This window comes from Rhodococcus sp. HNM0563, assembly GCF_012726195.1.
Taxonomy (GTDB): Bacteria; Actinomycetota; Actinomycetes; order Mycobacteriales; family Mycobacteriaceae; genus Rhodococcus.
The window spans coordinates 18622-43440 of record NZ_JAASAF010000004.1 but is presented as its reverse complement, the minus strand read 5'-3'; the positions used below and the strand labels follow the sequence as shown (position 1 = coordinate 43440).

At 66.0% G+C, this 24819-nt stretch carries 25 protein-coding genes and 1 riboswitch; of the genes, 3 read left to right on the top strand and 22 right to left on the bottom strand.

Annotation, left to right across the window (positions count from 1 at the left end):
* Positions 1–29: 29 nt before the first annotated feature.
* The 15 genes from HCA61_RS10000 to ftsH all read right to left on the bottom strand — a co-directional run bounded on the left by HCA61_RS10000 (position 30) and on the right by ftsH (position 13835).
* Positions 30–1460, bottom strand: a complete 1431-nt coding sequence (locus HCA61_RS10000) for a phospholipase D-like domain-containing protein (protein ID WP_169688049.1) — start codon at positions 1458–1460, stop codon at positions 30–32.
* A gap of 119 nt (positions 1461–1579) precedes the next feature.
* On the bottom strand, positions 1580–1936 hold the full coding sequence (locus tag HCA61_RS09995; RefSeq protein ID WP_169688048.1) for an Lsr2 family protein: 357 nt from the start codon (positions 1934–1936) through the stop codon (positions 1580–1582).
* A gap of 104 nt (positions 1937–2040) precedes the next feature.
* Positions 2041–3552 (bottom strand): lysine--tRNA ligase, encoded by a 1512-nt coding sequence (lysS, locus tag HCA61_RS09990; protein WP_169688047.1) that lies wholly within the window; start codon positions 3550–3552, stop codon positions 2041–2043.
* A gap of 55 nt (positions 3553–3607) precedes the next feature.
* Positions 3608–4060, bottom strand: coding sequence for a rhodanese-like domain-containing protein (locus HCA61_RS09985; protein WP_169688046.1), 453 nt, complete (start codon positions 4058–4060; stop codon positions 3608–3610).
* 93 nt (positions 4061–4153) lie between these two features.
* A complete protein-coding gene (locus HCA61_RS09980; protein WP_169688435.1) occupies positions 4154–4993 on the bottom strand; it encodes a type III pantothenate kinase in 840 nt (279 codons plus the stop codon).
* Between the two features lie 2 nt (positions 4994–4995).
* Entirely contained in the window at positions 4996–5430 is a 435-nt protein-coding gene (gene panD, locus HCA61_RS09975) for an aspartate 1-decarboxylase (RefSeq protein WP_054718669.1), read from the bottom strand.
* Positions 5431–5469: 39 nt separating this feature from the next.
* Positions 5470–6408: a pantoate--beta-alanine ligase gene (gene panC / locus HCA61_RS09970; protein ID WP_169688045.1), complete on the bottom strand. Its 939-nt coding sequence runs from the start codon at positions 6406–6408 to the stop codon at positions 5470–5472.
* Positions 6401–7336 (bottom strand): DUF2520 domain-containing protein, encoded by a 936-nt coding sequence (locus tag HCA61_RS09965; protein ID WP_169688044.1) that lies wholly within the window; start codon positions 7334–7336, stop codon positions 6401–6403. Before HCA61_RS09965 ends, panC begins: the two co-directional genes overlap by 8 nt.
* Before the next feature lie 137 nt (positions 7337–7473).
* Positions 7474–8232, bottom strand: coding sequence for an APC family permease (locus HCA61_RS09960; RefSeq protein WP_169688043.1), 759 nt, complete (start codon positions 8230–8232; stop codon positions 7474–7476).
* A gap of 95 nt (positions 8233–8327) precedes the next feature.
* Entirely contained in the window at positions 8328–8804 is a 477-nt protein-coding gene (locus HCA61_RS09955) for a DUF3180 domain-containing protein (RefSeq protein ID WP_169688042.1), read from the bottom strand.
* Positions 8801–9355, bottom strand: a complete 555-nt coding sequence (gene folK, locus HCA61_RS09950) for a 2-amino-4-hydroxy-6-hydroxymethyldihydropteridine diphosphokinase (protein WP_169688041.1) — start codon at positions 9353–9355, stop codon at positions 8801–8803. Before folK ends, HCA61_RS09955 begins: the two co-directional genes overlap by 4 nt.
* Complete coding sequence (gene folB / locus HCA61_RS09945) at positions 9352–9720, bottom strand: dihydroneopterin aldolase (protein ID WP_169688040.1); 369 nt, start codon at positions 9718–9720, stop codon at positions 9352–9354. Before folB ends, folK begins: the two co-directional genes overlap by 4 nt.
* Positions 9713–10564: a dihydropteroate synthase gene (gene folP, locus HCA61_RS09940; protein WP_169688434.1), complete on the bottom strand. Its 852-nt coding sequence runs from the start codon at positions 10562–10564 to the stop codon at positions 9713–9715. Before folP ends, folB begins: the two co-directional genes overlap by 8 nt.
* A gap of 29 nt (positions 10565–10593) precedes the next feature.
* A complete protein-coding gene (gene folE / locus HCA61_RS09935) occupies positions 10594–11241 on the bottom strand; it encodes a GTP cyclohydrolase I FolE (protein ID WP_247274604.1) in 648 nt (215 codons plus the stop codon).
* Positions 11242–11303: 62 nt separating this feature from the next.
* On the bottom strand, positions 11304–13835 hold the full coding sequence (gene ftsH, locus HCA61_RS09930; protein ID WP_169688038.1) for an ATP-dependent zinc metalloprotease FtsH: 2532 nt from the start codon (positions 13833–13835) through the stop codon (positions 11304–11306).
* 235 nt (positions 13836–14070) lie between these two features.
* On the opposite strand from ftsH, the gene HCA61_RS09925 reads away from it, so the two are divergent.
* The gene (locus tag HCA61_RS09925) at positions 14071–16071 is read left to right on the top strand and encodes a serine/threonine-protein kinase (protein WP_169688037.1); all 2001 of its coding nucleotides are present in this window, start codon (positions 14071–14073) and stop codon (positions 16069–16071) included.
* Positions 16072–16077: 6 nt separating this feature from the next.
* On the opposite strand, the gene hpt is transcribed toward HCA61_RS09925, so the two are convergent.
* The 4 genes from hpt to dacB are packed head-to-tail and all read right to left on the bottom strand — an operon-like array spanning position 16078 to position 20118.
* The gene (gene hpt / locus HCA61_RS09920; RefSeq protein WP_169688036.1) at positions 16078–16638 is read right to left on the bottom strand and encodes a hypoxanthine phosphoribosyltransferase; all 561 of its coding nucleotides are present in this window, start codon (positions 16636–16638) and stop codon (positions 16078–16080) included.
* Between the two features lie 20 nt (positions 16639–16658).
* Positions 16659–17684 carry a tRNA lysidine(34) synthetase TilS gene (gene tilS / locus HCA61_RS09915; RefSeq protein ID WP_169688035.1) on the bottom strand — a complete coding sequence of 342 codons (1026 nt, stop codon included), beginning with the start codon at positions 17682–17684 and terminating at the stop codon, positions 16659–16661.
* 2 nt (positions 17685–17686) lie between these two features.
* On the bottom strand, positions 17687–18724 hold the full coding sequence (locus HCA61_RS09910; RefSeq protein ID WP_206039924.1) for a zinc-dependent metalloprotease: 1038 nt from the start codon (positions 18722–18724) through the stop codon (positions 17687–17689).
* Positions 18715–20118 (bottom strand): D-alanyl-D-alanine carboxypeptidase/D-alanyl-D-alanine-endopeptidase, encoded by a 1404-nt coding sequence (gene dacB, locus HCA61_RS09905; RefSeq protein WP_169688033.1) that lies wholly within the window; start codon positions 20116–20118, stop codon positions 18715–18717. Before dacB ends, HCA61_RS09910 begins: the two co-directional genes overlap by 10 nt.
* A 163-nt stretch (positions 20119–20281) precedes the next feature.
* On the opposite strand from dacB, the gene HCA61_RS09900 reads away from it, so the two are divergent.
* A complete protein-coding gene (locus tag HCA61_RS09900; RefSeq protein WP_169688433.1) occupies positions 20282–20773 on the top strand; it encodes an inorganic diphosphatase in 492 nt (163 codons plus the stop codon).
* Between the two features lie 99 nt (positions 20774–20872).
* On the opposite strand, the gene HCA61_RS09895 is transcribed toward HCA61_RS09900, so the two are convergent.
* On the bottom strand, positions 20873–21703 hold the full coding sequence (locus HCA61_RS09895) for a crotonase/enoyl-CoA hydratase family protein (protein WP_169688032.1): 831 nt from the start codon (positions 21701–21703) through the stop codon (positions 20873–20875).
* Positions 21704–21807: 104 nt separating this feature from the next.
* Here HCA61_RS09895 and HCA61_RS09890 point away from each other — a divergent pair, with 104 nt between their 5' ends.
* Positions 21808–22281, top strand: a complete 474-nt coding sequence (locus HCA61_RS09890) for a YbaK/EbsC family protein (protein ID WP_169688031.1) — start codon at positions 21808–21810, stop codon at positions 22279–22281.
* Positions 22282–22298: 17 nt separating this feature from the next.
* Here HCA61_RS09890 and HCA61_RS09885 read toward each other — a convergent pair whose 3' ends face one another.
* Positions 22299–22904: an LLM class flavin-dependent oxidoreductase gene (locus HCA61_RS09885; protein ID WP_169688030.1), complete on the bottom strand. Its 606-nt coding sequence runs from the start codon at positions 22902–22904 to the stop codon at positions 22299–22301.
* 201 nt (positions 22905–23105) lie between these two features.
* The gene (locus HCA61_RS09880; RefSeq protein ID WP_169688029.1) at positions 23106–24416 is read right to left on the bottom strand and encodes an aminotransferase class V-fold PLP-dependent enzyme; all 1311 of its coding nucleotides are present in this window, start codon (positions 24414–24416) and stop codon (positions 23106–23108) included.
* Between the two features lie 70 nt (positions 24417–24486).
* Positions 24487–24603, bottom strand: a riboswitch (SAM riboswitch).
* Positions 24604–24819: the final 216 nt, after the last annotated feature.

Below are 24819 nucleotides of genomic sequence, written 5' to 3'. Positions count from 1 at the left end.
CAACCTGTACGCCAGAAGCGAACAGACGGTCAGCGAGTGAGAACCTGTCGGATCCGCCGACCTGCACTCTTCGGTGCCCGCTCCGGATCCATGAGCGCGTTCTCCGCGAGGGGACTGCCCTCCTGTCCAACCGTACCCGGTCCGAACGGACGCAGGGAACGGCCCGAACCCCGCAGGCGCTCGATCGCCGCGAGCAACGACCCCTCTTCCTCGACGGCCCGGTCCCAGGTCTGCGCATCGACATCGAGGTGCTCGCAGAGAAGCCTGCTGCGCAGGTCTGCCGCCGCGCGAGAGACCGGATCGCCCGCACCAGCGGCTTCGAGTGCAAGATCGCATTCGGTGTCGAAGCCCATGGACCGGTTGTTGAGGTTCGACGATCCGATCCGCACCAGGATGTCGTCCATGACGACGACCTTCGCGTGCACATAGATCGGCCTACCGGCCTCGGTCACCGGGTAGTAGGCCTCAAACCTGCCGTGGACGTCGGCGGCCCACAGCAGATGCAACAGGGAACGCCTGGCACCGTCCATCGCCTTCCGCTCGAGCCAACCCTCCGCATTGCGGGGTATCACGAGCACGATCTCGGGACCATCGTCCTCACCCAGCCTCGCGGCGAGCGCTTCCGCGATGGTGCGGGACGCCAGATACTGACTTTCGAGGTACAGGCTGCTCCGGGTCTTCGCGATCACTGCGAGATAGAGCGCCTCGATCTCGTGGACGTCCTCACGGTCGCCGTACTCGGGCAGAGTTCTGGCGATCGACACGTCGATGTCGGTGACCGAAGGCGCGAGCCCGTCAGGCCAAAATGCGTCACGAGGACCGGCGGGGTCGAGATCCACCCCCGTTGCCGACTTCCATCGCGCACGCGCCTGGTCGCCGAGTGCGCGTGCGGCCGCGCCGTCCACCGCGGCAGTGACGTCGTGCCAGGGACCGTAGCGTCGCCCGTTCGGTTCACGTCGATATCGACTGCGGTCGGGGTGATCGGAGGTGTCCCACCGGTCGACGGTCATGTCGATGCCACCGCAGAATGCGAGTGCGTCGTCGATGACGATGATCTTCTGGTGATGGGCTGCACCGACCGGGTGCGCGCCATCCATTTCGAAATGCACGCGCGGGTCGGTGAGCCAGTCGAGGACGAACACCGGCGTCATGCCCCTGCCGATCGCCGCGAGTGCGCCGATGTTCCATTTGAGGAGGTGGATGTCGAGGTCGGGATTCTGCTTCGGGAGCCATTTCAGAAATGCGCCGAGCCGGTTCGGCCCGTCCAGCGTGCGACCGCCCGGTTCGAACTTGATCCGGGTATCGAAATCCCATCCGATCAACATGATGCGTTCACGCGCCTGCAACATCGCCGATTTCGCGTGACGAAAATAGTCTGCCGCCTCGACGATGAAGGTGAGCCGATCGGCATGCTCCGTCCTCCAGCATGTTTCCCCCGGCACCAGCACACGTTCGGCCATGAGCAGAGATGTTACGCCGGAAGACACCGGCGACAAATGCACGCGAACGAAATGCGACAGCGCCGTCGGCGTCCGCAGCAGCGGACACCGACGGCGCTGTTCGGCCTGGGCCGAAAAACTCAGTGCGCGTTGTTGTACTGCTCGATAATGTCGGCAGAGATCCGCCCACGTGCGGAGACCTGGAGATCGTTGTTTCGCGCCCATTCACGGATAGCAGCAGTTTGCTCGCGATCCGTTGTTCCCCGCGACGACTTGCTCGCCGCCGGTGCACTTTGTACGGCTTTGCTGCGCTTACGGCCGCCGACCTTACGGGCGTGCTGAATCCAGTACTCCAACTGTTCCCGCAACGCTGCCGCATTGTCTTCCGACAGATCGATCTCGTAGGTCACGCCGTCGAGTCCGAACTCTACCGACTCGTCTGCCGCCGATTCCTGGTCGACATCGTCGATAAGTGTGACGGTGACCTTCTTTGCCATGTGCTGGAAACCCTCTCCATCAAGAAATGCGCTTTCCCCCCACGGGACCAGACCACAATACCGCGCAATTAACGCATGTCTATACCGAAAGGTTTCGGGCCTATTCAGCGAGTGGTCGGGCGAACAATGGGGAAGAGGATAGTTTCCCTGATTCCCAGGCCGGTCAGCGCCATCAGCAACCGATCGATTCCCATCCCGGTTCCGGTGGTAGGCGGCATTCCCTGTTCCATAGCGGCGAGGAAATCCTCGTCGAGAGCCATTGCCTCGTCATCGCCCTCGGCCGCGAGACGTGCCTGATCCACGAACCGCTCACGCTGAATTACGGGATCGACGAGTTCCGAATATCCGGTGGCCAGCTCGAAACCGCGCACATAGAGGTCCCATTTTTCCGTGACTCCGCGCACAGTGCGGTGATCGCGGGTGAGCGGCGAGGTCTCGACCGGGAAATTGCGGACGAATGTGGGCTCGTTCAACTGGTCGCTGCACATGTGCTCCCACAGCTCTTCCACGAGCTTACCGTGCCCCCATCCCTTCCCTTCGGGAATTTCGAGCCCCACTTTGCCTGCCAGATCGGTCAATTCCGCGATCGTGGTGTCGGGTGTGACATCGGTTCCGATCGCCTGCGACAACGACGGGTACATCTCGAGGACTTTCCATTCCCCGCCGAAGTCGTATTCGGTGCCGTCCGCCAGAGTGACGACGTGGCTGCCGAACACAGCGAAGGCGACCTCCTGGATCATCTCACGAATCATCTTCGCGGAATCGTCGTACGTACCGTAGGCCTCGTAGGTCTCGAGCATCGCGAACTCCGGTGAATGCGTGGAGTCGGCACCCTCGTTACGGAAATTGCGGTTGATTTCGAAGACCTTGTCGATGCCGCCGACCACACAACGCTTCAGAAAAAGCTCGGGCGCGATACGCAGATACAGGTCGATGTCGAGGGCATTCGAATGCGTCACGAAGGGGCGCGCGGCAGCACCACCGTGCAGCGTCTGGAGCATCGGCGTCTCGACCTCGAGAAATCCGCGGCGCTCGAGCGCGTTTCGAACCTCACGCACGACCTCGACGCGCATCCGGGCGTTCTTGCGGGCCTCCGGGCGGACGATCAGGTCGACGTAACGCTGCCGAACCCGGGATTCCTCGTTCATCTCCTTGTGCGCGACAGGGAGCGGTCGCAGAGCCTTCGACGCCATCGACCACGAATCGGCCATGACGCTGAGTTCACCGCGCTTGGAGCTGATCACCTCACCGTGCACGAACACGAAGTCACCGAGATCGACGAGCGACTTCCACTCGGCGAGGGACTCCTCGCCCACGGCGGCGAGACTGACCATCACCTGCAGCTGGGTTCCGTCGCCTTCCTGCAGGGTGGCGAAGCACAGCTTGCCGGTGTTGCGCATGAAGATCACACGTCCGACCACACCGACCTGCACACCGGTCGCTGTGTCCGGTTCGAGATCGGGGTACTCGGCACGAATCTCCGCGAGCGTGTGCGTGCGCGGCACGACGACGGGATACGCATCCTTGCCTTCGGCCAGGAGTCGTTCGCGCTTGTCGCGGCGGACCCGGATCTGTTCGGGGGTATCGTCGGGCTGCTGAACGCTGGCATCACTCACGGGTAACCAGACTATCCGAGAGCGCCACGTCACAACGGCGCAGCCGCACAGTTCCTCAGTGCGCTGTGACGCGCTCCACGTCGGCGAGGATGTGATGGGCCTGCGTGACGGCCTGAACCATCCGGGCCTCCAGGATCGCGTGGTAGCCGCCCGCCATGTGGGAGACACGACGCAGGCCTCGCTCTTGCAGGCCCGCGACGAGGCGGTGTGAATCGGCGCCCTCGGCGGATACCAGGATCCACTCGACGTCCAGGTCGACGGCGACGGCCAGACGACCGGGATTCGCGGGGTCGAGTCGGGCCGTGACCAGCTCCTCGGAGATCGCGAGGGCGCCGGGCAGCGTGCCCTGAGCCTCGCGCTGAGCCGTGGTGCGGACATCGACGATCACTGCGCCGCGAGCAACGGCGGCAGCCAGTTCTGTGGGATAGGTTCGCTCGACGGCAAGCGGCAGAAGCGCAACCGGAACGGAGGGCGATGAAGAGAAGGACGAGACAAGCGCAGCGCGCATGAAAAAGCTCCCAGGAAGGTGTTATCGATCGAGGCGGACGTCAGCCTCGACAACACTCCTGGGCACACATGCGGCGGATCACGGGAGACATTCTTACACAGAATTGCGGCGCGCGGAAGCCTCGGCGGCCCCCCGCCTCGACGCACGCCGTTCCTGATTCCGCTCGTAGACCAACCTCAGACCTTCGAGGGTCAAGTCCGGTTCGTGATGCTCGAGCAGACGCGATTCCTCCATGATCAGCGGGGCGCTGTCGCCGGTGGCGATCACCACGACGTCGTCACCGCCGAATCCGGGGACCTCCGCGCACACTCGGCCGACGAGCCCGTCGACCATGCCGGCAAAGCCGAAAACCGCTCCTGATTGCATGCATTCGACGGTGTTCTTGCCGAGCACCGCCCGCGGCCGCACGAGTTCGACCATGCGCAAAGCCGCCGATTGCGACGCAAGTGCGTCCATCGAGATCTCCACCCCGGGCGCGATGCAACCACCGAGGAACTCGCCCTTCGCAGACACCACGTCGACGCAGGTCGACGTACCGAAATCGACGACGATGCAGGGGCCGCCGTAGAAATGATGGGCGGCAAGACTGTTGACGATCCGGTCGGCGCCGACCTCCTTCGGATTGTCGACGAGCAGCGGAACCCCCGTACGGACACCGGGTTCGACCACCACGTGGGGTACCCGATCCCAGTACCGGGCGAGCATCACCCTCAACTCTCGCAACACCGACGGGACCGTCGACAGCGCAACGACACCGGTGATCTGCTCCACGTGATCACCCAGCAATCCCCGGAACGCGAAAGCGAGTTCGTCCGCGGTCATCCGCGAATCGGTACGAATCCGCCAATCCCGCAGCAGTTTTGCGTGCGAACCGCTGCCGGTGAACAGGCCCAGAACGATGTCGGAATTCCGGACATCGACAGCCAGGAGCACCACTACACCATCGATGCGTCGAGAGTCGACAGCATCCGCGGGGTGATCAGACCGGACCCCTCGGGTGCGTGCGCGGGGTCGCTGCCCAGTTCGACCTGGCGGTTCTCCGCATCGACGAACACGACACGCGGCGCGTAATCCTTGCATTCCTGTTCGTTCATCACGCCGTAGGCAATGAGAATGACCAGGTCGCCGGGATTCACGAGATGCGCTGCAGCGCCGTTGATCCCGATGACACCGGATCCACGCTCGCCGGCGATGACGTACGTCTCGAGACGGTTGCCGTTGTCGATGTCGACGATGCACACCTGCTCACCTTCGAGCAGATCCGCCGCGTCCATCAGATCCTGGTCGACCGTCACCGAACCGACGTAATGCAGGTCGGCGTGCGTCACCGTTGCGCGGTGGATCTTCGACTTCATCATGGTGCGAAACATGTCGGTCCTCAGTTTCTTTCTTCTCGTCGTGAACTCGCGTCAGCGAGCGAGCAGGTCGTCTTCGGCATCGGGATCGACCGGGCCGGTCGCCCGTTCGAGGAAGCCTGTTCCGACCGCGACCCCCACGTTGTCGATCAAACGGGTGGAGCCCAGTCGTGCGGCCACGAGCAGCCGGCCGTCGCCTCGCTCGGGAGCTTCGCCGAGGTCGGCTCCGCGCAACTCCAGATAGTCCACCTCGATTGCAGGTGCGGAGGCCAGCACGTCGTGCGCCGCCGACAGGATCGCGTCGGCGCCACCGGCAGCGGCATGCGCGCCCGCGACGAGCGCCGCGGACAGGACGGTGGCGATCTCCCGCTGCTCGGCGTCGAGGTAGCGGTTGCGCGACGACAACGCGAGGCCGTCGGCTTCCCGAACCGTGGGCACACCGATGATCCGAACGTCGAAGTTCAGGTCGGTCACCATCTGGCGGATCAACGTGAGCTGCTGATAGTCCTTCTCGCCGAAGAACGCGCTGTTCGGTCCGACGATCTGCAGCAACTTCGCGACGACCGTGAGCATGCCAGCGAAATGCGTCGGGCGCGATCCGCCTTCGAGCTCGGCACCGAGCGGGCCCGGATGGATCATCGTACGACGCCCCGCCGGGTACATCGCGGCGACGGACGGGACGAACACGAGTTCCACTCCGGCATCGCGCAGCAACTCGATGTCCGCGTCGACGGTGCGCGGGTATGCGTCGAGATCTTCGTTCGCACCGAACTGCAATGGATTGACGAAGATCGACACCACCACGACCGCGCCGGTCAGCTTGGCCTGCCGCACGAGTTCGAGGTGCCCGGTGTGGAGTGCACCCATCGTCGGTACGAGGGCCACGGTGCGACCGACGCCGCGCAGAGCCTTCGTGACCTTGGTCAGGGCAGCCGGGTCGTGGTGCACGGTCAGTTCGCCGCGCACGTATCCGCGCTGTTCCGTTTCACTCACTGTGATCAGCCCCTTCGAGGATTTCCATCAGTTCCGGCTTCGAACCGGTGCGCTGCGCAGATCTCAACGACAGAGCGCGGTATCCGGCGGCGATCTGCGGATCGACGTCCTCGAGCACACGCAAGTGTGTGGCCACCGCGTCAGCGTCGCCGCGTGCCACCGGGCCGGTCAGGGCCGCCGGACCGCGCCGCAGGACGTTGTCGAGCGCCGCGGTGAGCAGCGGCGCTATGACACGCTCGGCGACTCCACCGGGCTCGGCATCGACGAGTTGCTGGCCGAGGAGTTCGTCCCCTGCAAGTGCGTTCCGCAGGGCTTCGACAGCGTCGGATACCAGTGTGACCAGGTGATTGCTGCCGTGAGCGAGAGCCGCGTGGTAGAGCGGGCGCATCGCCTCGGACACCCGGACCGGTTCGCCGCCGATCTCGATGACGAGCGCCTGCGCAATCGCGTAACCGACCTCGTCGGCGGCGGTGATCCCGAAACACGTCGACGACAGACGTGCTGTGTCCTCGTCGTGACCGGTGAAGGTCATCGCGGGATGGATCGCGAGTGGAGTTGCGCCTACTCGGGTCAGCGGCGCGAGGATCTCGATGCCGTGGGCACCGGAACAGTGCACGACCAACGTGCCACGGCGCACGACTCCGGTGGCTGCGAGGCCGGCAACCAATCCGGCGAGCTCCGAATCAGGCACTGCCAGCAGGAGCAGATCGCATCTGCCCGCGACTTCGTCGACAGGCAGGATCTGAGACTCCGGCAGACGCGTGTGGGCGCGATGTTTGGACACTTCGGACACCGCCGAACATGCAACGACGACGTGTCCGGCACGTTCGAGCGCCGCTCCCAGTGCGGTTCCGACACGCCCTGCGGAGACGATGCCCACGGACAGCCGGGCAGGGGCGGGCGCGTTTGTGATCCCGAAGGAAGTCACGGGGGTCCTCTCGTTCGTTCCAGTCCCGCGCAGCGGGTACCGGACGTTCTGCACGACAATAGCGCGCGGCCTTTGTGACAGGCCATGGAGAAGCGGCGTGATCTATACCTCACCGGAGAGGCCGGCGAGCGCGGTTCTCAGCGATCCGACGACAGGTTCGCCAGGATTTCAGCGACGGACCGACCCTGTACGTGGCTGCCGGACGCCTCCGCATCACGGCGACGACGAGCCCGCCGCCCCGCCGGTACACCCGGCGTGTCCGACTTCGCGGCCGCGGCTTCGGCGTCATCGGATTCGGCGTCGACCGCTCGCTCCGCATCCGACTGTTCGGCACCGGACGTCACGATCTCGGTTTCCGCCGTCAACGGTTCGTCGTCGGGCGATGCAAATGCCGGACCGGAGGGGCTCGGAGCGTTCACCCGGGGCGCGCTGTCGAGTTCGCGGACGGACTCGCCCTCCAGCGCAAGACCGTCATCGGGGAGCTTCCCGTCGAACAAGGCTTCGAGGCTGCGGCGCAGCGCCGCGAGTTCGGTTCGCAGTGCGGTCATTTCGTCGTCGTCGATCCGGAGCTCGGACCGGACCTTCTCCTCGACCCCCAACTCGTATTCGCGGCGTGCCGAGATCTCGCGGTCGAGTTGCAACTCGTACACGGTCTTGAGGTCTTCCGCCTTGGCCCTGTCGAGCGCCGATTCCCGGCGGTATTTGGTCATTGCAATGGCCCCGACGACCGCGCACCACAACGCGACGACCACGGCGATTCGTAGCATCTGAACGCTGTCGCTGAACACGAGCAACAACGAGGCGACCATCGCGAGCGCAAGAAGCCCGGCAACGATGACCGAGCCGGAACTACGCCACGGCCGCCGATCCTTACTGCCTCGCGCCCGGAACACCATGATTGCCAGGGTACTGGCCGACGCTCGGCCGGGCCTGAGATCATCGCGACACGCAGTCGAATCGCGACGATCGGCCCACGGGGCCGACCGCACCCTCAGGTCGCGGGCTCGGACGGCTCGTCCGGATCCTCGGGTGTGCGGCAACAATGTTCGAGCCACAATGCTGCCGCGACGAGCGCCACACCCGCGATCGCACCGACGATCACGCCCGACGTGTCTTCGGACGCGGCCTGCACCGTGCCTCGCTGCGGCAGGAGATACAGCAGAAAGCCCGCCCACACGCCGGCACTCGCCGCTCCGACGAGTGCAGACGCCTTGGCCAGCGCCACCGAGCGTGCCGCGGTGATGGGGTGCAACTGGCGAGGTCCGTCGCCGAGCTGATGGTTGTTCACCCGCGAGCGGATCATGAATGCAAGCACCATTTCGAGGGCAGCCACCGGATACAGCGATGCACCGGCATACACCGGGATCGGCGGCAACGAACCGTACATGGTGCGGATCAGCAACCACGCAACAACCGCGGCGAGCAGCCCGAGAGCCAGCAGGTCGCGGATTCGTGTCGCTTTCATCATCGGCGATCCCCGGGATCGTCCTCCGCGCCCGGCGCATGATCGACCAGCACCAGGTCGGTGCGGTGCACGCCGACCCGTTCGGCCTCGTCGAGGTCCGAGAGCCAGTCCGAGATCGGTCGGGTGTGCCCATTCGCGGCGAGACTCGCAGCCGGTTCGACGTCGAGCCACGGAACCAGGACGAAGGCACGCTCGTGTGCGCGAGGATGCGGCAGCAACAACTCGGGGTCGTCACTGCGCACCTCCCCCGCATCGGTTCGGCAGACGACGACATCGACGTCGAGACTTCGAGGGCCCCAATGCTGCACTCTGACGCGAGCGGCGGCAGCTTCGAGTTCACGTCCCAGAGTCAGCCAGTCGTACTCGCCGAAACTGTCGTCCTCGGCGACCACGACGGCGTTGAGGAAATCCTGCTGCTCGACACCACCCCACGGCGCAGTGGAGTACACACTCGACACCGCGCATACTCGCGGCCCGAGGGCGTCGACAACGGTTTTCAGATACGCGAGCCGGTCTCCGAGATTGGAGCCGATCGACAGCACCGCGCGACTCATTCGGTGCCCCGGACCCGATCGACCACCACCGCCACATCGGTGAACGTCAGGGGGATCGGCGCCGACGGCTTGTGCACGGTCACCTCCACCCGCGACACCCGGCCATCAGCCAGGACGCTGTCCGCGATCCGGCCGGCCACTGTCTCGATGAGGTCGTGCGCAGGGCCGCCGACGATCGCGGCGGCCCGCTCGGCGAGTCCCCCGTAATCGAGGGTGTCGACGAGATCATCGCTGGCTCCGGCCGGAGCCAGGTCCAGCCACGCGACGATGTCGATGAAGAAGTCCTGCCCGTCACGCTTCTCGTGATCGAACACCCCGTGGTTGCCACGAACCTTCAGCCCGCGCAGTTCGATGCGATCACCCACCGCGTACACCTTCCGCACTGCCTCGTTGCCATGCCCGAACGACGGCAAGCGCATCGCGACTCGCCTGCACATCGTGTACTCGCACACCCCACGCACCGTGTGTCGCAGCGAGGGCCGAAACCACCGCTGTCGCGACCTCCCGCCCATCCGGCGAGCGCACGGTCCCGTCGGGTGCGGCGAGCAGAGACCCCAGGAATCGTTTGCGCGACGCACCGATCAGCACCGGGAGTCCGAGTTCGGTCAGCTCGGGCAGCCGATGAAGGAGTTCCCAGTTGTGATCGGGGTTCTTCACGAATCCCAGACCGGGATCGAGGACGAGGTTCTCGCGCGCGACTCCCGCCGCGAGTGCGGCATCGACCTGGGTGAGGAGTTCGTCGCGAACCTCGCGCACCACATCGTCGTAGTGGGTGCTTCCCCCTGCGTGAACGAACTCGCCGGTGGGTCGCCAGTGCATCAGGATCCACGGGACTCCCGCCGACGCCACGACAGACGCCATGTTCGGATCCGCCCGGCCTCCCGATACGTCGTTGACGATCGTCACCCCGGCGTCGATGGCGACAGCGGCAACGGACGCGCGCATGGTGTCGACGCTGGTGGCGATCCCGGCCGCAGCCAGCGCCTCGATGACAGGCGCGACGCGTGCGGCCTCGATCTCGGGATCGACCCGGGCCGCGCCAGGACGGGTCGATTCGCCGCCGACGTCGACGATGTCGACTCCGAGTTCGCGGAGCTCGAATCCGCGGGCGATCGCGGTGTCACGATCGAGATAGCGTCCTCCGTCGGAGAAGGAGTCGCTGGTGACGTTGAGTACGCCCATCACGATGGGCCGCTGTGCGTCCCGCATGAGGGGCCACTGTGTGTCCGTAGGGATGCTCACCGGCGCAGGATGAGATCCAGGGCTTCTGCGCGAGACGCCGAACTCGTCTGGAACAACCCGCGCACCGCGGATGTCGTGGTGCTCGCTCCCGGTTTCCGGATACCGCGCATCGCCATGCACAGGTGCTCGGCTTCGACGACGACGATGGCGCCGCGCGGCTCGAGCTTGCGCACGAGTGCGTCGGCGATCTGACTCGTCAGACGTTCCTGCACCTGCGGTCGCTTCGCGTAGAGGTCGACGAGGCGGGCGAGTTTCGACAGTCCTGTCACGCGCCCCGTGGACCCGGGGATGTAGCCGACGTGGGCGACACCGTGAAACGAGACGAGGTGGTGCTCACACGTCGAGTACATCGGAATGTCGCGCACCATGACGAGTTCCTGGTGGCCTTCGTCGAAGGTGGTGTTGAGTACCTCGTCGGGAACGGTGAACAGTCCGCTGAACACCTCGCGGTAGGCCCGTGCGACACGAGCCGGAGTGTCGCGCAGCCCTTCGCGTTCGGGGTCCTCGCCGACCGCAATGAGCAGTTCCCGCACGGCTGCTTCGGCCCGGGCCTGATCGAAGGGCCGACCCGACGACAGACTCAACGACTCAGTGTCGTCATGGTTGCCCGAGGCAGGACTCGCCTCCGTATTGAGGTGATTCACCGACACCCGACGTCCTCCACTTTCTGGATGTGATCTGGGAACTACGCTGTTTCCGCGCAAGCTCAGCGGTGGCCTGCCGGCCCGTCCCACGGTTGCGTGGGGGGAGGCTCGGGTGGTGTCCGGCCGTCGTCGTCGTCGCGCTGCGAGCCGGTGTCGCCGCCTGCGCCGCTCACGCCGTCCGCGTTGCCCTGCTGTGTCCAGTCGGGGTAGCCCCGCTGATAGACGCCGCCGGACTGGTCCTGCGGCTGGTTCGGCCGATCCTGCGGCGGCCATCCGGGTGCCGACCAACCCGCGGGAGCACCGTAATCGGGGCGGGTCGCGTGCCGGGGGCCGCCCGTGTACTGGTCGGCAGCCGGCGGGAAGCCCGGCATGGGTTCCGACGCAGGTGCCGGTTGCGGAGCCTGGTAGCCGTTGCTCTGGCCGGACGGCTGCTGCGCCGGCGGCTGCTGCGCCGGAGCGGGCGCCTGCGGAGCCTGTCCTGCAGACGGCTGTCCGAACATCTGCTGGGTCGGAGCAGGACCGGTGGACTGAGGCGCCTGACCTGCGGGCTGCTGCGGCTGTTGGTACTGCTGCTGCGGTGGCGGGAACTGCTGCGGTTGCTGCGGCACCTGCGGCTGTTCCTGCGGCGCGGGCTTGGTCAGCGACGGCGGCTCCGGCGGCCACGGCTCGCCGCGTTCCTTGGCGAGTTCGCCGGGAGTCTTGATCGGCGGCTTGTCCGACGGCACACGATCACCGAAATCGTTGAATGTCGTGATTCGGGGACGTTTCTCGACCGTAGCGAGAATCCGTTCGAGGTCCTTGCGGGTGAGCGTCTCGTGCTCGAGCAGTTCACCTGCAATGAGGTCGAGTGCGTCGCGATACTGGTTGAGAATCGACCAGGCTTCCGTGTGCGCAGCCTCGATCAGGTTGCGCACCTCCTCGTCGATCTCCCGTGCGATCTCGTGCGAGTAGTCGGACTGCACGCCCATGGACCTACCGAGGAACGGATCGCCCTGTTCCTGACCGTAGCGAACAGCTCCGAGCTTCGCACTCATGCCGTACTCGGTGACCATCGCGCGGGCGATCTTGGTTGCTTGATCGATATCGGATGACGCACCGGTGGTGGGCTCGCGGAACACCAGTTCTTCCGCGGCTCGACCACCCATCGCCATGACGAGCCGCGCGATCATCTCCGAGCGTGTCATCAGGCCCTTGTCGTCCTCGGGCACTGTCATCGCGTGCCCGCCGGTACGGCCACGAGCAAGGATCGTGACCTTGTAGACCGGTTCGATATCGGGCATCGCCCACGCTGCGAGTGTGTGCCCGCCTTCGTGGTAGGCGGTGATCTTCTTCTCGTGCTCGCTGATGATCCGGCTCTTGCGACGGGGGCCGCCGATCACGCGGTCGACGGATTCTTCGAGGATCGCCTCGGTGATGACGGTGCCGTTCTCACGGGCGGTCAGCAGTGCAGCCTCGTTGACGACGTTCGCGAGATCCGCGCCGGACATACCCACGGTGCGCTTCGCGAGGCCTTCGAGGTCGGCATGCTGGTCGATCGGCTTGCCCTTGGAATGCACCTGGAGGATCGCGCGACGCCCGGCCAGATCGGGATTGCTGACGGGGATCTGCCGGTCGAAACGACCGGGACGCAGCAGGGCGGGATCGAGGATGTCGGGGCGGTTCGTGGCCGCGATGAGGATGATGCCCTGGCGGTCGCCGAAGCCGTCCATCTCCACCAGCAACTGGTTGAGTGTCTGCTCACGCTCGTCGTGCCCGCCGCCGAGTCCTGCGCCGCGCTGACGGCCGACCGCGTCGATCTCGTCCACGAAGATGATGCATGGCGAATTCTGCTTGGCCTGCTCGAAGAGGTCGCGTACGCGCGAGGCGCCGACACCGACGAACATCTCGACGAAGTCGGAGCCGGAGATCGTGAAGAACGGGACTCCCGCCTCACCTGCGACCGCGCGGGCGAGCAGGGTCTTGCCGGTGCCGGGAGGTCCGTACAGAAGTACGCCCTTCGGGATCTTCGCGCCCAATGCCTGGTAACGAGCGGGGTTCTGCAGGAAGTCCTTGATTTCGTAGAGCTCTTCGACGGCTTCGTTCGCGCCTGCGACGTCGGCGAAGGTCGTCTTCGGCATGTCCTTGGACAGCTGCTTGGCCTTCGACTTGCCGAAGCCCATCATGCCGCCACGGCCGCCACCTTGCATCCTGCTCATCACGAAGATGAACACACCGAGCAGGATGATCATCGGCAACACGAACAGAAGAATCGACGTCAGCCAGCTCTCCTGGGTGACCTGTGTGTCGAATGATTCGGCATCGGATGCAGCGACCTTGTCGAAGACCTGTTCGGACGCCGAGGCCGGGTACTTCGCGAGGATCTCCGTCGAGCCTTCGGTCGAGTCGTTACCGCTGTCGAGCCACAACCTGATCTGCTGCTCACGGTCGTCGATCTGCGCTTGCTTGACGTTGCCTGCGTCGAGCTGCGCGATCGCGACGGACGTATCGACCTTTGTGAAGCCGCGCGTGTCGTCGCCGAAGTAACTGAAGGCGTAGATGACCAACAGGATGCCGAGGACTATCCCCAGATTACGAAACACTGTCTTGCGGTTCATACAGGTTCGGCCGGGCCGGCCGGTCCTTTCGATAGTGGCGTCAGCAATGTGGTCGTTGTGGCGCTTCCCAGACCCGTGACCAATCGGGCACCGCAAGGTTACCGCGTGGCGCTGCCAGGACGCCCCTGCGTGGTCGGCCTACTATGTCAACGCGCGCGATCATGCCGGGGTTCCCTGCCTTTCCAGCTGTGCGTTGTTCCGTATCCGATGCGACGCCATGTGGGAAAATCGAGCAATGGACACGCGGGATCCGGACCCGGTTTCCGAGACGGCCGCTTCCGACATCACGATTCGTGATGCCACGCGAGTTTCCGAAAGGACACGACCCGCGGAGACCACCCGTGCGGCCGACTCCGTGCCGATCGATCTCACCGCGACAGCGCAAACACTCCCGGACATGCTGGACTCCGGCGACCCCATCACGCTCGACGACGTGGAGGCCGGGCAACGCATCGACGACTTCGACCTGCTCACGGCCCTCGGAACGGGCGCATTCGGACGCGTGTTCCTCGCCCGGCAGCAGTCGATGCAACGTCTCGTCGCGGTGAAAGTGTCGCGGAACAGCGGAAACGAGGCACAGACCCTCGCCCAGCTCGACCATGACTACATAGTGCGGGTCTTCGACCAGCGAATTCTGCCCGATCACGGACTGCGTCTGCTGTACATGCAGTACATGCCCGGCGGAACTCTGTTGCGCGTGCTGCACAAGGTGCGACAGACACCTCCCGAGCAGCGGTCCGGTCGCCTGCTGCTCGACTCTGTCGATGAAGCACTCCAGGCCAAGTGCGAGATCAGACCGTCCGAATCACCCGTTCGAGAGCGTCTCGCGGACCTGACGTGGCCCGAGACCGTGGCATGGCTGGGTCGACGTCTCGCCGAGGCACTCCACTACGCCGAGAGCCGCGGCGTGCTGCACCGCGACATCAAGCCGGCGAACGTGCTGCTCACCGCCGAAGGGGTGCCCAAGCTGGCCGATTTCAACATCAGCTTCGCCAAATCGGTGGACGACAGCTCACCGGTCGCCTATCTCGGCGGTTCGCTCGCGTACATGTCGCCCGAACAACTCGAGGCGTGCCACCCCCATCGGCCCCGCAGTGCCGCCGATCTCGACACCCGCAGCGACATCTACGCACTCGGCGTGATGCTGTGGGAGTTGCTCACCGGAAGCAGGCCCGGCGCCGACCACGTCGCGGAAACACCCACGGTGGACGCGCTCGACGCGATGCTGCGCACCCGGCGCGCGCCTCCGCACGGCGACGCTCTCACCGCGTTGCCCAGCGATTGCCCGCAGACCCTCCGTCGGGTGCTCACACGATGCCTCGCACCCGAGCCCGCCGACCGGTGGGCGTCGGGCGCCGAACTCGCGCAGCAGTTCGACCTGTGCCTCGACGCGCGCGCCCGTGAACTCGTGGACCCACCACCCGAGAGCTGGCGGGCGCGGTTGCGCCGGCCGGTCGTCCCGTTGATGATCGCGGCGATCGGTCTCCCCAATGTGCTGGGAGCGCTCTACAACTATCAGCACAATCGGAATCTGATCGTCGGACAGTTGTCGCCGGACGCGCAGCTCCAGTTCCAGACCATCGCGCTGATCATCAACGCCACCGTGTTTCCTCTCGGCGCCCTGGTCATCGTCTACCTCGCGCGGAGGCTGATCACCGTGCCCCGGGGATTGCGCCGCGGACGGCAGTACGACGCCGCCGAACTCGCGCGGGCCCGGCATGACGCCCTGCTCATCGCTGATCGCATCACCGCGGTGGTGATGATCCTGTGGGTCCTGTCGGGGATTCTGTTTCCGGTGATCATGGAGTCCGTGTCGGGAGCGCTCGACAGCAGGGCGATCACCCATTTCGTCACGTCGATCGTCGTGTGCGGAACGATCGCAGTGGCGTACCCGTTCTTCTTCGTCTCGTTCTACATGGTGCGGTCGATCTACCCGGCGTTCCTCCCCCACGGCGCGACCGACACCACCGATGCCCGCGAACTCGAAGGCCTGCACCGTCGCAGCATTCGGTATCTCGCCGTCGCGGCGGCAGTGCCCCTCGTCGCAGTCGCTGGGTCGACATTCCTCACGGTCGACGAGATCGCCCAGATCCAGCCCGCGGTGCGTGTGCTTTCCGTGGGCAGTATCGGCGCATTCGTGTTCGTGTACTGGCTGTTCCGGCTCATGGAGCAGGATCTGGAGGCGCTGCAACGGTCGGTCGCGGTCCGTCCGGACCACCGCTCCTCATTGCAGTAGCCTCACTCAGCTCTCGTTGCTGTACACCTTCGGATCGAGAGTGCCGATGTACGGCAGGTCGCGGTACCGCTCGTCGTAGTCCAGTCCGTAGCCCACCACGAACTCGTTGGGGATGTCGAAGCCGACATCCGCGACCTCGACGTCGATCTTGCAGGCGTCAGGCTTACGCAGCAGCGTGACGACCTCGAGCGAAGCAGGGTTACGGGTCTTGAGGTTGCGGAGCAGCCACGACAGGGTCAGTCCCGAATCGATGATGTCCTCGACGATCAGCACATGGCGGCCGGCGATGTCCTTGTCGAGGTCCTTGAGGATGCGCACCACGCCGGAGGACGACGTCGACGAACCGTACGAACTGACGGCCATGAACTCCATCTGCGTCGGGATCGGCAACGCGCGAGCGAAGTCGGTCATGAAGAAGATCGCGCCCTTGAGCACGCCGATGAGAAGCAGATCGCCTTCGGGTGCACCCGGCGGATACCGTTCGGCGATCGACTCTGCCAGTTCTGCAGTGCGCTTCTCGATCTCTTCCTGCGAGATCAGCACCGACGCAATATCGCCTTCGTACACCGGGTCCTACCTACCTTCCGTCAGTCGTCCGCACACCGTTGCTGGTCGACGAACTCGAGGATCAGCCTGCCACGCCGTCGTGCCACCACCAACCTGCTCCCCCGTCCGGGACCGCGGCCGACGGCCACCGGTCCCTGCCCGCGCCATCCTCTCACCAGGGCGTCCACTGCGCGGAGGGTTCGGTCGGGCGGTGACGAGACTCCCATTTCGATCAACCACGCCCGCACCGCACGACGCCCGACCGCGGGTGGCGCCGACGCGAGCGTCGCGGTATCGAGTTGCTGCTCTCCTGCTGAGGCGCCCGGTTGTCCGAGGGCCTCGGAAAGCACGCTCGCCGCGGCCGCGTCCAGAGCTTCACCGTCTTCGCGCAACTGCGCCGCGGTTCGCGCGAGGGCCGCAGCGACTCCACCACCGAGAGCGTCCTCCAGCAGGGGCAGAACCTCGCTCCGCAGCCGCACGCGCGTGAACCGTGGGTCCGAGTTGTGCGGATCCTCGTACGGGTCGTAGCCGAGTTCCTGACACGCCAGGCGAGTGGTGTCGCGCCGAACGCCGAGTAGAGGGCGTCCCCACGGGTCGTCGAACGACGCCATTCCACGGATCGACCGCAGACCCGAGCCGCGGCCGAGGCCGAGCAGAACGGTTTCGGCCTGATCGTCGAGAGTGTGTCCGAGTAGCACAGGATTGCCACACCGCGCGTCGTCGAGGACCCCGTATCGCGCGCGGCGGGCGGCGGCTTCGAGTCCGCCGGGACCGGCCACATCGACCGCTCGTAGCTGCGCAGACGCGCATCCGATCGACTCCGCGAACTCGACGGCTCGTGCGGCGACCACGTCGGATCCGGCCTGCAATCGGTGATCCACCACTACTGCGTGCACCGCATGAGCCTCGGCGACGGCGGCGGCGGTCAGGGCCGCCGAGTCGGCACCACCGGAAAGCCCGACGACGACGGTGGTCACGTTGTGCTCGGTGAGCCACGCGCGCACTGCCAATCGGATCTCGTGGATCGCGGGGGTCGAGGGGAGCAGGGGTGGCGATACCGCAGCCATCGTCAGCCCAGCACTCGCGCGATCCAGGCTTCCGGCTTGTCGATCTCGCCGAGTGTCGGCAGTGCGTCCGGCCCGGACCAGACCACGTTGAACCGCTCCATCCCCACCTTCTCCACGACGGCGTCGACGAACCTCTTGCCGTGGACGTACTGCGCGATCTTCGCGTCCATCCCGAGCAGGATGCGGATGACGCGGTGGATCGGATTGCTGCTGCGTCGCCGCCGGCTGTCGAACGCGCGACGGATGCGGACCACCGAGGGAACCACCGACGGGCCGACCGCGTCCATGACATGGTCCGCGTGCCCCTCGAGCAGGGTGCCCAGCGCGAGCATCCGGTCGAGGCTTTCGCGTTGCGGTTCGGCCTGCAGCGCACGCATCAGGCCGAGCATGCCTCGCTGCGACATCGGTTTGCCTTCAGGTTCGCGCAGGTCACGGACTGCCGAGGCGAGGCGTCGCGCGATGTCGCCGATCGGCTCGTCGACGGCTGCCGAGAGTTCCCCGGCGGCTGCGCGCATGAGATCGGCCATCCAGGGTGCCTCCGCGAACTGCACCCTGTGGGTCACCTCGTGCAGGCATACCCACAACCGGAAGTCTGCCGTCGGAACCTTCAGTGCCCGTTCGACGGCGACAACATTCGGGGTGACCAGCAGCAGCGTCCTGGAGAACGGGTCGTACTGTCCGAGCACCGCCGAGGACAGATAGGCGAGCATCGCGCCGGCCTGTGCTCCTGCGGGCTTCGCGGCCCACGAGCGGTTCTCCCCTTCGCCGACCAGTTCGGACATCGAAGCGGCAGCCGCGTGGACCCACCCCGGGCGGTCGACGACGAGCGCGGGCCGCGGCGCAGCACCGCCGACGAGGCCGGTCAGATCCCGGACCGGCGCCTCGGCCCGATCCGACGCGGACGCGAGTTCAGCGGCCGCGGTGTCGTAGGTGTAGCGCGACATCGCAGGCGCCGGCCGCGCCAGCCGCGCGCCGACTCCCGCCGCGAACGACCAGTCGATCGCATCGCCGAGTGCGCGGTCGGCGCCACTCATCGGCATCCGCATTGTCGGAGGACCGCGGCCACCGCATCGAGCGCGGGCCTGGCCTCGCCGGGGGAACGATCGTTGGACAGCAACGCGAACGAGAGCACCCGACCGTCGACGTCGACGACATAACCCGAAAGTCCACTCACCAGATTCAGTGTGCCCGTCTTGGCTCGAACCCACCCGGCTCCGGCGCGATTCGTCGCACCGTAGCGATCAGCGAGGGTGCCGGTGCCCCCAGCGACAGGCAGGTAGTCGAGTATGGGCCGCAGTTCCTCGCGGTCCGGTGCTGCGGCGGCCGCCATGATCGAGTCGAGCAGACCGGCAGGGATCCGGTCGTCGATCGAAAGGCCGCTGAGGTCGACAAGCGTCACCCCGGAGGTGTCGAAGCCCGCGCCCTGCAGCACACGCAGGACGGCGCCGGTGGCATCGGAGAAGGAAGCCCCGGCCCCGGCCTCCATGGCGACCTCGCGACCGATTGCCTCGGCGAGCACATTGTCGGATCGGCTCACCATCTGGCCGAGCCGGTCGCGCAGCGGTGCCGATTGCACCGATGCCATGGGAGTCGCACCGGGTGGGGCGGACGCGAGGGCCACTGTCGCGGGATCTGCGCCGAGTGCAGTGGCAAGTGCCCGTCCTGCGTCCAGGGCGGGTGTGGCGCTGCGCGGCGATTCGTCTTCGAGCGGGTCGGATCGCCCGCCGTCGAGCATCACCGGCTCGATCGGGGCAACGAAGCCCGCGGGGATGTCCTCGGGGAACCAGCCGGGTGCGAGGAGCTCGCCGCTGTACGCACCGGTGTCGACGAGCACGGTGTCGACCACACTTCCGGAACGTGTGATCTGGTCGGCGAGGTCGGCGATGCGCGGAGCGCCCGGATAGAAGCCGTCCTGACCGGCGGGCTGCGCTGTCAGCGTCGGGTCTCCCCCGGCGACCAGCACGATCTCGCCCGGCCGGGATCCGGACACCACCTTCGTCGTGATCCGATGGTCGCTCGGCAGGGCGATCAGGGCCGCTGCTGCCGTGAGCAGTTTCGTGGTGGACGCCGGTGTCATCGGACGGTCGGGCTCGTGTGACCAGAGCACCGTGCCCGTCGCGGCGTCGGTGACCGATCCGGTGAATGCGCCGAGTCCCGGGTTCGCCACGGCGGCGCCGAGCGCGGCGGAGAGCCCGGAGGGGCTGGGTGCGGGGGCGGAGTCGGTGACAGCTGCGACCTGCGGCGCAGCAATGACGGGCGCGGGGGCGGGGACCACCGCGGCAGATGCAGTGCTGCGGACGTCGTACACCGCGAACGCGCCACCGACCACCAGTGCCAGGAATCCCACGATCCAGATACCGAGCAGGATCCGGAAGCTCCGGCGTCTGCGGGTCTCGAGTCCGCCCTGCTTCTTGCTCTTGCCTTGCCCCGCCAACGCGCCTCCGCTGTGTCCAACACACTCGCGCCCTCGGTGGTCGCGTGGTGGTCCGGTACCTGCACCTACAGCGTAGCGTCGGGGCGGTTATCCTCACTGCGGACCATCGCCGCAGATACGGACGTCGTATCGACTGGCAAACATCGACGAAGTGAGGCAAGGCGTGGAGTTCGAGGTCACCATCGAGATCCCCAAGGGGCAGCGCAACAAGTACGAGGTCGATCACGAGACCGGCCGCGTCAAGCTCGACCGCTACCTCTACACCTCCTTCGGTTACCCCGCCGACTACGGCTACATCGAGAACACTCTCGGTGAGGACGGCGATCCGCTCGACTGCCTGGTGCTGCTCCCCGAGTCCGTGTACCCCGGCGTGATCGTCGATGCACGCCCGGTCGGCATGTTCAAGATGGTCGATGAGGCCGGCGGAGACGACAAGGTCCTGGCCGTTCCGGCCGGTGACCCGCGCTGGGATCACATCCAGGACATCAGCGATGTGCCGCAGTTCGAGCTCGACGCAATCAAGCACTTCTTCGTGCATTACAAGGATCTCGAGCCGGGCAAGCATGTCGAAGCTGCCGATTGGGCGGGCCGGGCCGACGCCGAGGCCGAGGTCACCGCGTCGATCGCGCGCTTGAAGGACAACGGCGGACACTGAGTACGTAGGACGACGGCAGACACCGCGTCCCCTGAAGGCGACATCTCCCGGCCGATAACGAAATCGGCCGGGAGATGTCGTCTTTCTGCAGGTTGCTTCCTAACGCCCCTTGAACTCCGGCGTGCGCTTCTGCATCACGGCCGCGATCGCTTCGGTGAGGTCTTCGGACGGCAGGAACGCCGAGTTCCAGGCCGCGACATAGCGAAGACTGTCGTCGACCTGCGCGGACCGCGTGTGGTCGAGGACGTCCTTGATGCCGTGGACCACGAGCGGGGGGTTGGCCGCGATCTCGGCGGCGCTCGCGTGCGCTGCGGCGAGTGTTGCCGCGGCGTCGTCGAAGACGTCGTTCACGAGGCCGATCTTCTCGGCACGTGCCGCGTCGATGTCCTTGCCGGTCAGCGCGAGTTCACGTAGGTGCCCGTCACCGATGATCCGGGGAAGGCGCGCGAGGCTACCCACGTCGGCGACCATACCGACCTTGACCTCACGGACGCTGAATTGGGCGTCGGCGCTGGCGTAGCGGATGTCGGCCGCCGCGATGAGGTCGACGCCGCCGCCGATGCACCATCCCGAGATTGCAGCGACGACGGGCTTACGGCAGTCGGCGACGGCCGTGATGGCACCCTGCATGCGCTTGACCATGGCGTGGAAATCGGTGCGGGGCTTCGCCTGCGCTTTGTCGGCCAGCACCGGCCCGAGCTCACCGGCCATGCCCGGAAGGTCGAGGCCGTACGAGAAGTGCTTGCCGGAGCCGGTGAGCACGACGGCGCGAACCTCGGGGTCGGTGTCGAGTTGCGCGAAGATCTGCGGCAGTTCCGACCAGAAATCCGGTCCCATCGCGTTGCCTTTGCCCGGGCCGATGAGCGTGACCTGGGCTACGTGTTCGGTGCGCTCGACGGTGAACGCCTTCCAACTGGATGAATCAGTCATTACTCGAGAGTAATATTTGAGCGCGTAAAGCGCACCGAGCTTCCGATCACGTCGATCCTTCTGGATCCGGTCACAGCAGTCACCGGTTTTCATAGGGTGGCATCATGCCCAGGCCTCTGCACCCGAATGCTGCCCGAGTCGCCGACACCCTCATCGCCCGAGGACATCACGGCCTGATCACCACGCAGTCGACTCCGGTGCGCACCGCCGAACAGGCAGCAGCTGCAGTGCGGGTCGACGTCGGAGCCATCGTCGAGTCCCTCGTACTCCTTCTCGACGAGGAGCCGATACTGGTTCTCGTCTCGGGCGCGCACCGGGTCTCACTCGAGCGGGCCGGCGCCAGACTGGCCGGCACCCTCACTCCCGCCCCCGACGACCTGATCACCGAGGTCACTGGGCAGCCACCGGGCGGCGTGGCACCGCTCGGGCACCCCACCAATCTGCCGACCTACGTCGACAGCGCGTTGGCGGGATACCCCGAGCTGTGGGCATCGGGAGGGAGCCTGGACACCCTCTTCCGCACCTCGTACACCGAGCTCCTACGGATCACCGCGGGCGTCGACCTCGAGGTCGACTGATCGCGACGTGCAGGAGGTCAGGATGCGAGGGCAGCACGACCGTCCGAGCGACCAGTGGCACGCCCCCTACCTGCCGCGAACCTGCGACCCAACTCCACCGACGACGGTGCGATCTCGATGAGTCCGCGAGACTCGAGCCACGGCAGGGTTCCGTCGACGATGTTGTCGACCGTGACGCCGCCGGCCACCGGGATCAAGGTGACACCGTCGGCGACCTTCACGGCATGAATATCCGCGATCAGGCCGGCCAGCCCGGTCGGAGTACCGACATAGGACAGGCCCGCCGCTCCCCCACCTGCCCGGCGCCACGCATCCTGAGCACGGCGACGAGCCACGCGCGCTTCGAGGTCGACGATCACTTCGAGGTCGACCAGCACTGTGAGGGTGTCGGGGTCGCGGCCTTCCGCCGAGGCATCGGCTCGTGCCCGATCGCGCATCTTGCGTGCTTCCCGTAGATCTGCGGCGCGCACCCGCACGACGGTGCGCGGAGCAGCACTGAGGTCGAGCGGCCCACCACCGTCACGATCAACGGTGAGATCGGCCCACACGTCGGACCCTGACCCCTCTACGAATTCGACTGCGACACGCAGTGATTCGGTCGACGATGTACTACTGTAGGACATGAGAATTCCTCTCGATATGCCGAACTCGGCATCGAAAAAAGCGGGAACGGGAACCTCGTCAGTCCGAACAGATGCAGGAGGCCGTGCGGCACAGGTCGACGTGGCGTCGGCACCACTGGGCCGCTGCCTGCGCCGAACTCCACACTGCCATGAGAAAACCCTACTGATCTCGTGGGGAATTGTCGATCTCTGCGGCGATCGTCAGACGCACTCCGCCGCACCGTCGCCCGACTGCGTGAGGCCGGTCCGGGTCTCCGGCGACGGACTCCAGGCCCCGTCGGCCTTGGCATACGACCACTGCGGCCCATTCGCCACCAGCTGCCGAAGCGCCGCGAGCAGACGATCGACGTCCGCCGAGGAACTACCCAATCCCAGCGATGCACGCACCGCACCACCGGGAAGGCCGACGCGAGCGAGCAACGGGTGGGCGCAGAACCGCCCGTCACGAACACCGATGCCGTGTTCGGCCGAGAGGTATGCGGCTATCTCACCGGGCTCGAAACCGTCGATACCGAAGGTCACGATCCCGACGCAGTCTGCCGAATCATCCCACAGCCTAAGGATTTCCACGCCGTAAATATCGCGCAGGCCATCGACGAGCTGTGCGCACAACAGCTCTTCGTGACGCGCAGCTGCCTCGGCGTCGTGCGACGCGAGGGTGTCGCACGCGGCAGCGATCGCCGCGACCCCCAGCACGTTCGGGGACCCGGCTTCGTGCCGGGCAGGGGCGCACGCCCACTCGGTGCGGTCGAGGGCCACCTCACGCACCGCTCCACCACCGGCGAGGTACGGCTCCGCGACATCGAGCCAGTCGCGACGTCCGACGAGCACCCCGGCACCGAACGGTGCGTAGAGCTTGTGGCCCGAGAACGCGAGATAGTCGACGCCGAGCTCGGCGAGGTCGACGCGGCGATGCGGAACCAGCTGGGCACCGTCGACGAAAATCCGTGCACCGCACGCGTGGGCGAGGTCGGCGAGTTCGGCAATCGGAAGCACCTCGCCGGTCACATTGGAGGCTCCCGTGATGGCAAGCAGTGCCGTCGGCGCACGCTCGAGCTCGACGGCGATCCGCCACACGGTCTCCGAGACCGAATCTGCGGCTTCCACCACACGAGTGTTCTTCCACGGCAACAAGTTAGCGTGATGTTCGATGTCGAGGACCACGACGTCACCGGGGACCGCACCGGCCAGCAGGTTGATCGAATCCGTGGTGTTTCGGGTGAAGACCACGACCTGGTCCTCGTCGGCCCCGACGAACCGGGAAACCGACTCACGCGACTCCTCGTAGCTCGTGGTGCTGATGCGCGAGGCATAACCCGCACCACGGTGCACGCTGGCGTAGAACGGCAACAGTTCGGCGATCCGGTCCGTCACACTCGCCAGAGCCGGCGCGCTCGCCGCATAGTCGAAGTTCGCGTAGGTGCAGGTTCCGCCCTGCACCAGAGGAACCTGCACGTCACAGCCCGACACGCGAGCAAAGGGAGCGATACAGGTGGAGGTGGCAACAGTCATGACGAATTTCCCTCATCGATCAGGGACCCGTCGGTGATCGCCACGACGATGGTGAATCGTTCGCCGGCGGAGTCCGCGCTTGCTGCGTCCGGGTTCGGTACGTCAGCCAGGTCGTCACCCGGAGCACCCCACCGCGGCGGAGGGTTGCCGACCAGCGAGCCGGGGCTTGACGCTGGTACTCATGACCTGCCGAAGACAATGACACCGGGCACACCGGGTGTCAAGTCGGCACCCCGCCGGGGCCTTCCGCACGGTCTCCGGCAGAAAGTGAATTTCTCCTTCTGACCTGCGGAGGAACCGCCATCGTGCTTTGCTTTGAGGTGTGACACCGCGAACCTCCATCCATTCGCTGCGCGTACCGAACGTTCATCTGTTGTCCACCTTCACGTGAGATAACCCGGAT

Excerpts from the sequence above, each read along its gene's own strand:
- HCA61_RS10000 (WP_169688049.1), bottom strand. The coding sequence starts at position 1,460 with ATGGCCGAACGTGTGCTGGTGCCGGGGGAAACATGCTGGAGGACGGAG.
- HCA61_RS09995 (WP_169688048.1), bottom strand. The coding sequence starts at position 1,936 with ATGGCAAAGAAGGTCACCGTCACACTTATCGACGATGTCGACCAGGAA.
- HCA61_RS09985 (WP_169688046.1), bottom strand. The coding sequence starts at position 4,060 with ATGCGCGCTGCGCTTGTCTCGTCCTTCTCTTCATCGCCCTCCGTTCCG.
- panD (WP_054718669.1), bottom strand. The coding sequence starts at position 5,430 with ATGTTTCGCACCATGATGAAGTCGAAGATCCACCGCGCAACGGTGACG.
- HCA61_RS09960 (WP_169688043.1), bottom strand. The coding sequence starts at position 8,232 with ATGGTGTTCCGGGCGCGAGGCAGTAAGGATCGGCGGCCGTGGCGTAGT.
- HCA61_RS09955 (WP_169688042.1), bottom strand. The coding sequence starts at position 8,804 with ATGATGAAAGCGACACGAATCCGCGACCTGCTGGCTCTCGGGCTGCTC.
- folK (WP_169688041.1), bottom strand. The coding sequence starts at position 9,355 with ATGAGTCGCGCGGTGCTGTCGATCGGCTCCAATCTCGGAGACCGGCTC.
- folP (WP_169688434.1), bottom strand. The coding sequence starts at position 10,564 with ATGCGGGACGCACAGCGGCCCATCGTGATGGGCGTACTCAACGTCACC.
- ftsH (WP_169688038.1), bottom strand. The coding sequence starts at position 13,835 with ATGAACCGCAAGACAGTGTTTCGTAATCTGGGGATAGTCCTCGGCATC.
- HCA61_RS09925 (WP_169688037.1), top strand. The coding sequence starts at position 14,071 with ATGGACACGCGGGATCCGGACCCGGTTTCCGAGACGGCCGCTTCCGAC.
- tilS (WP_169688035.1), bottom strand. The coding sequence starts at position 17,684 with ATGGCTGCGGTATCGCCACCCCTGCTCCCCTCGACCCCCGCGATCCAC.
- HCA61_RS09910 (WP_206039924.1), bottom strand. The coding sequence starts at position 18,724 with ATGCCGATGAGTGGCGCCGACCGCGCACTCGGCGATGCGATCGACTGG.
- HCA61_RS09895 (WP_169688032.1), bottom strand. The coding sequence starts at position 21,703 with ATGACTGATTCATCCAGTTGGAAGGCGTTCACCGTCGAGCGCACCGAA.
- HCA61_RS09890 (WP_169688031.1), top strand. The coding sequence starts at position 21,808 with ATGCCCAGGCCTCTGCACCCGAATGCTGCCCGAGTCGCCGACACCCTC.
- HCA61_RS09885 (WP_169688030.1), bottom strand. The coding sequence starts at position 22,904 with ATGTCCTACAGTAGTACATCGTCGACCGAATCACTGCGTGTCGCAGTC.
- HCA61_RS09880 (WP_169688029.1), bottom strand. The coding sequence starts at position 24,416 with ATGACTGTTGCCACCTCCACCTGTATCGCTCCCTTTGCTCGCGTGTCG.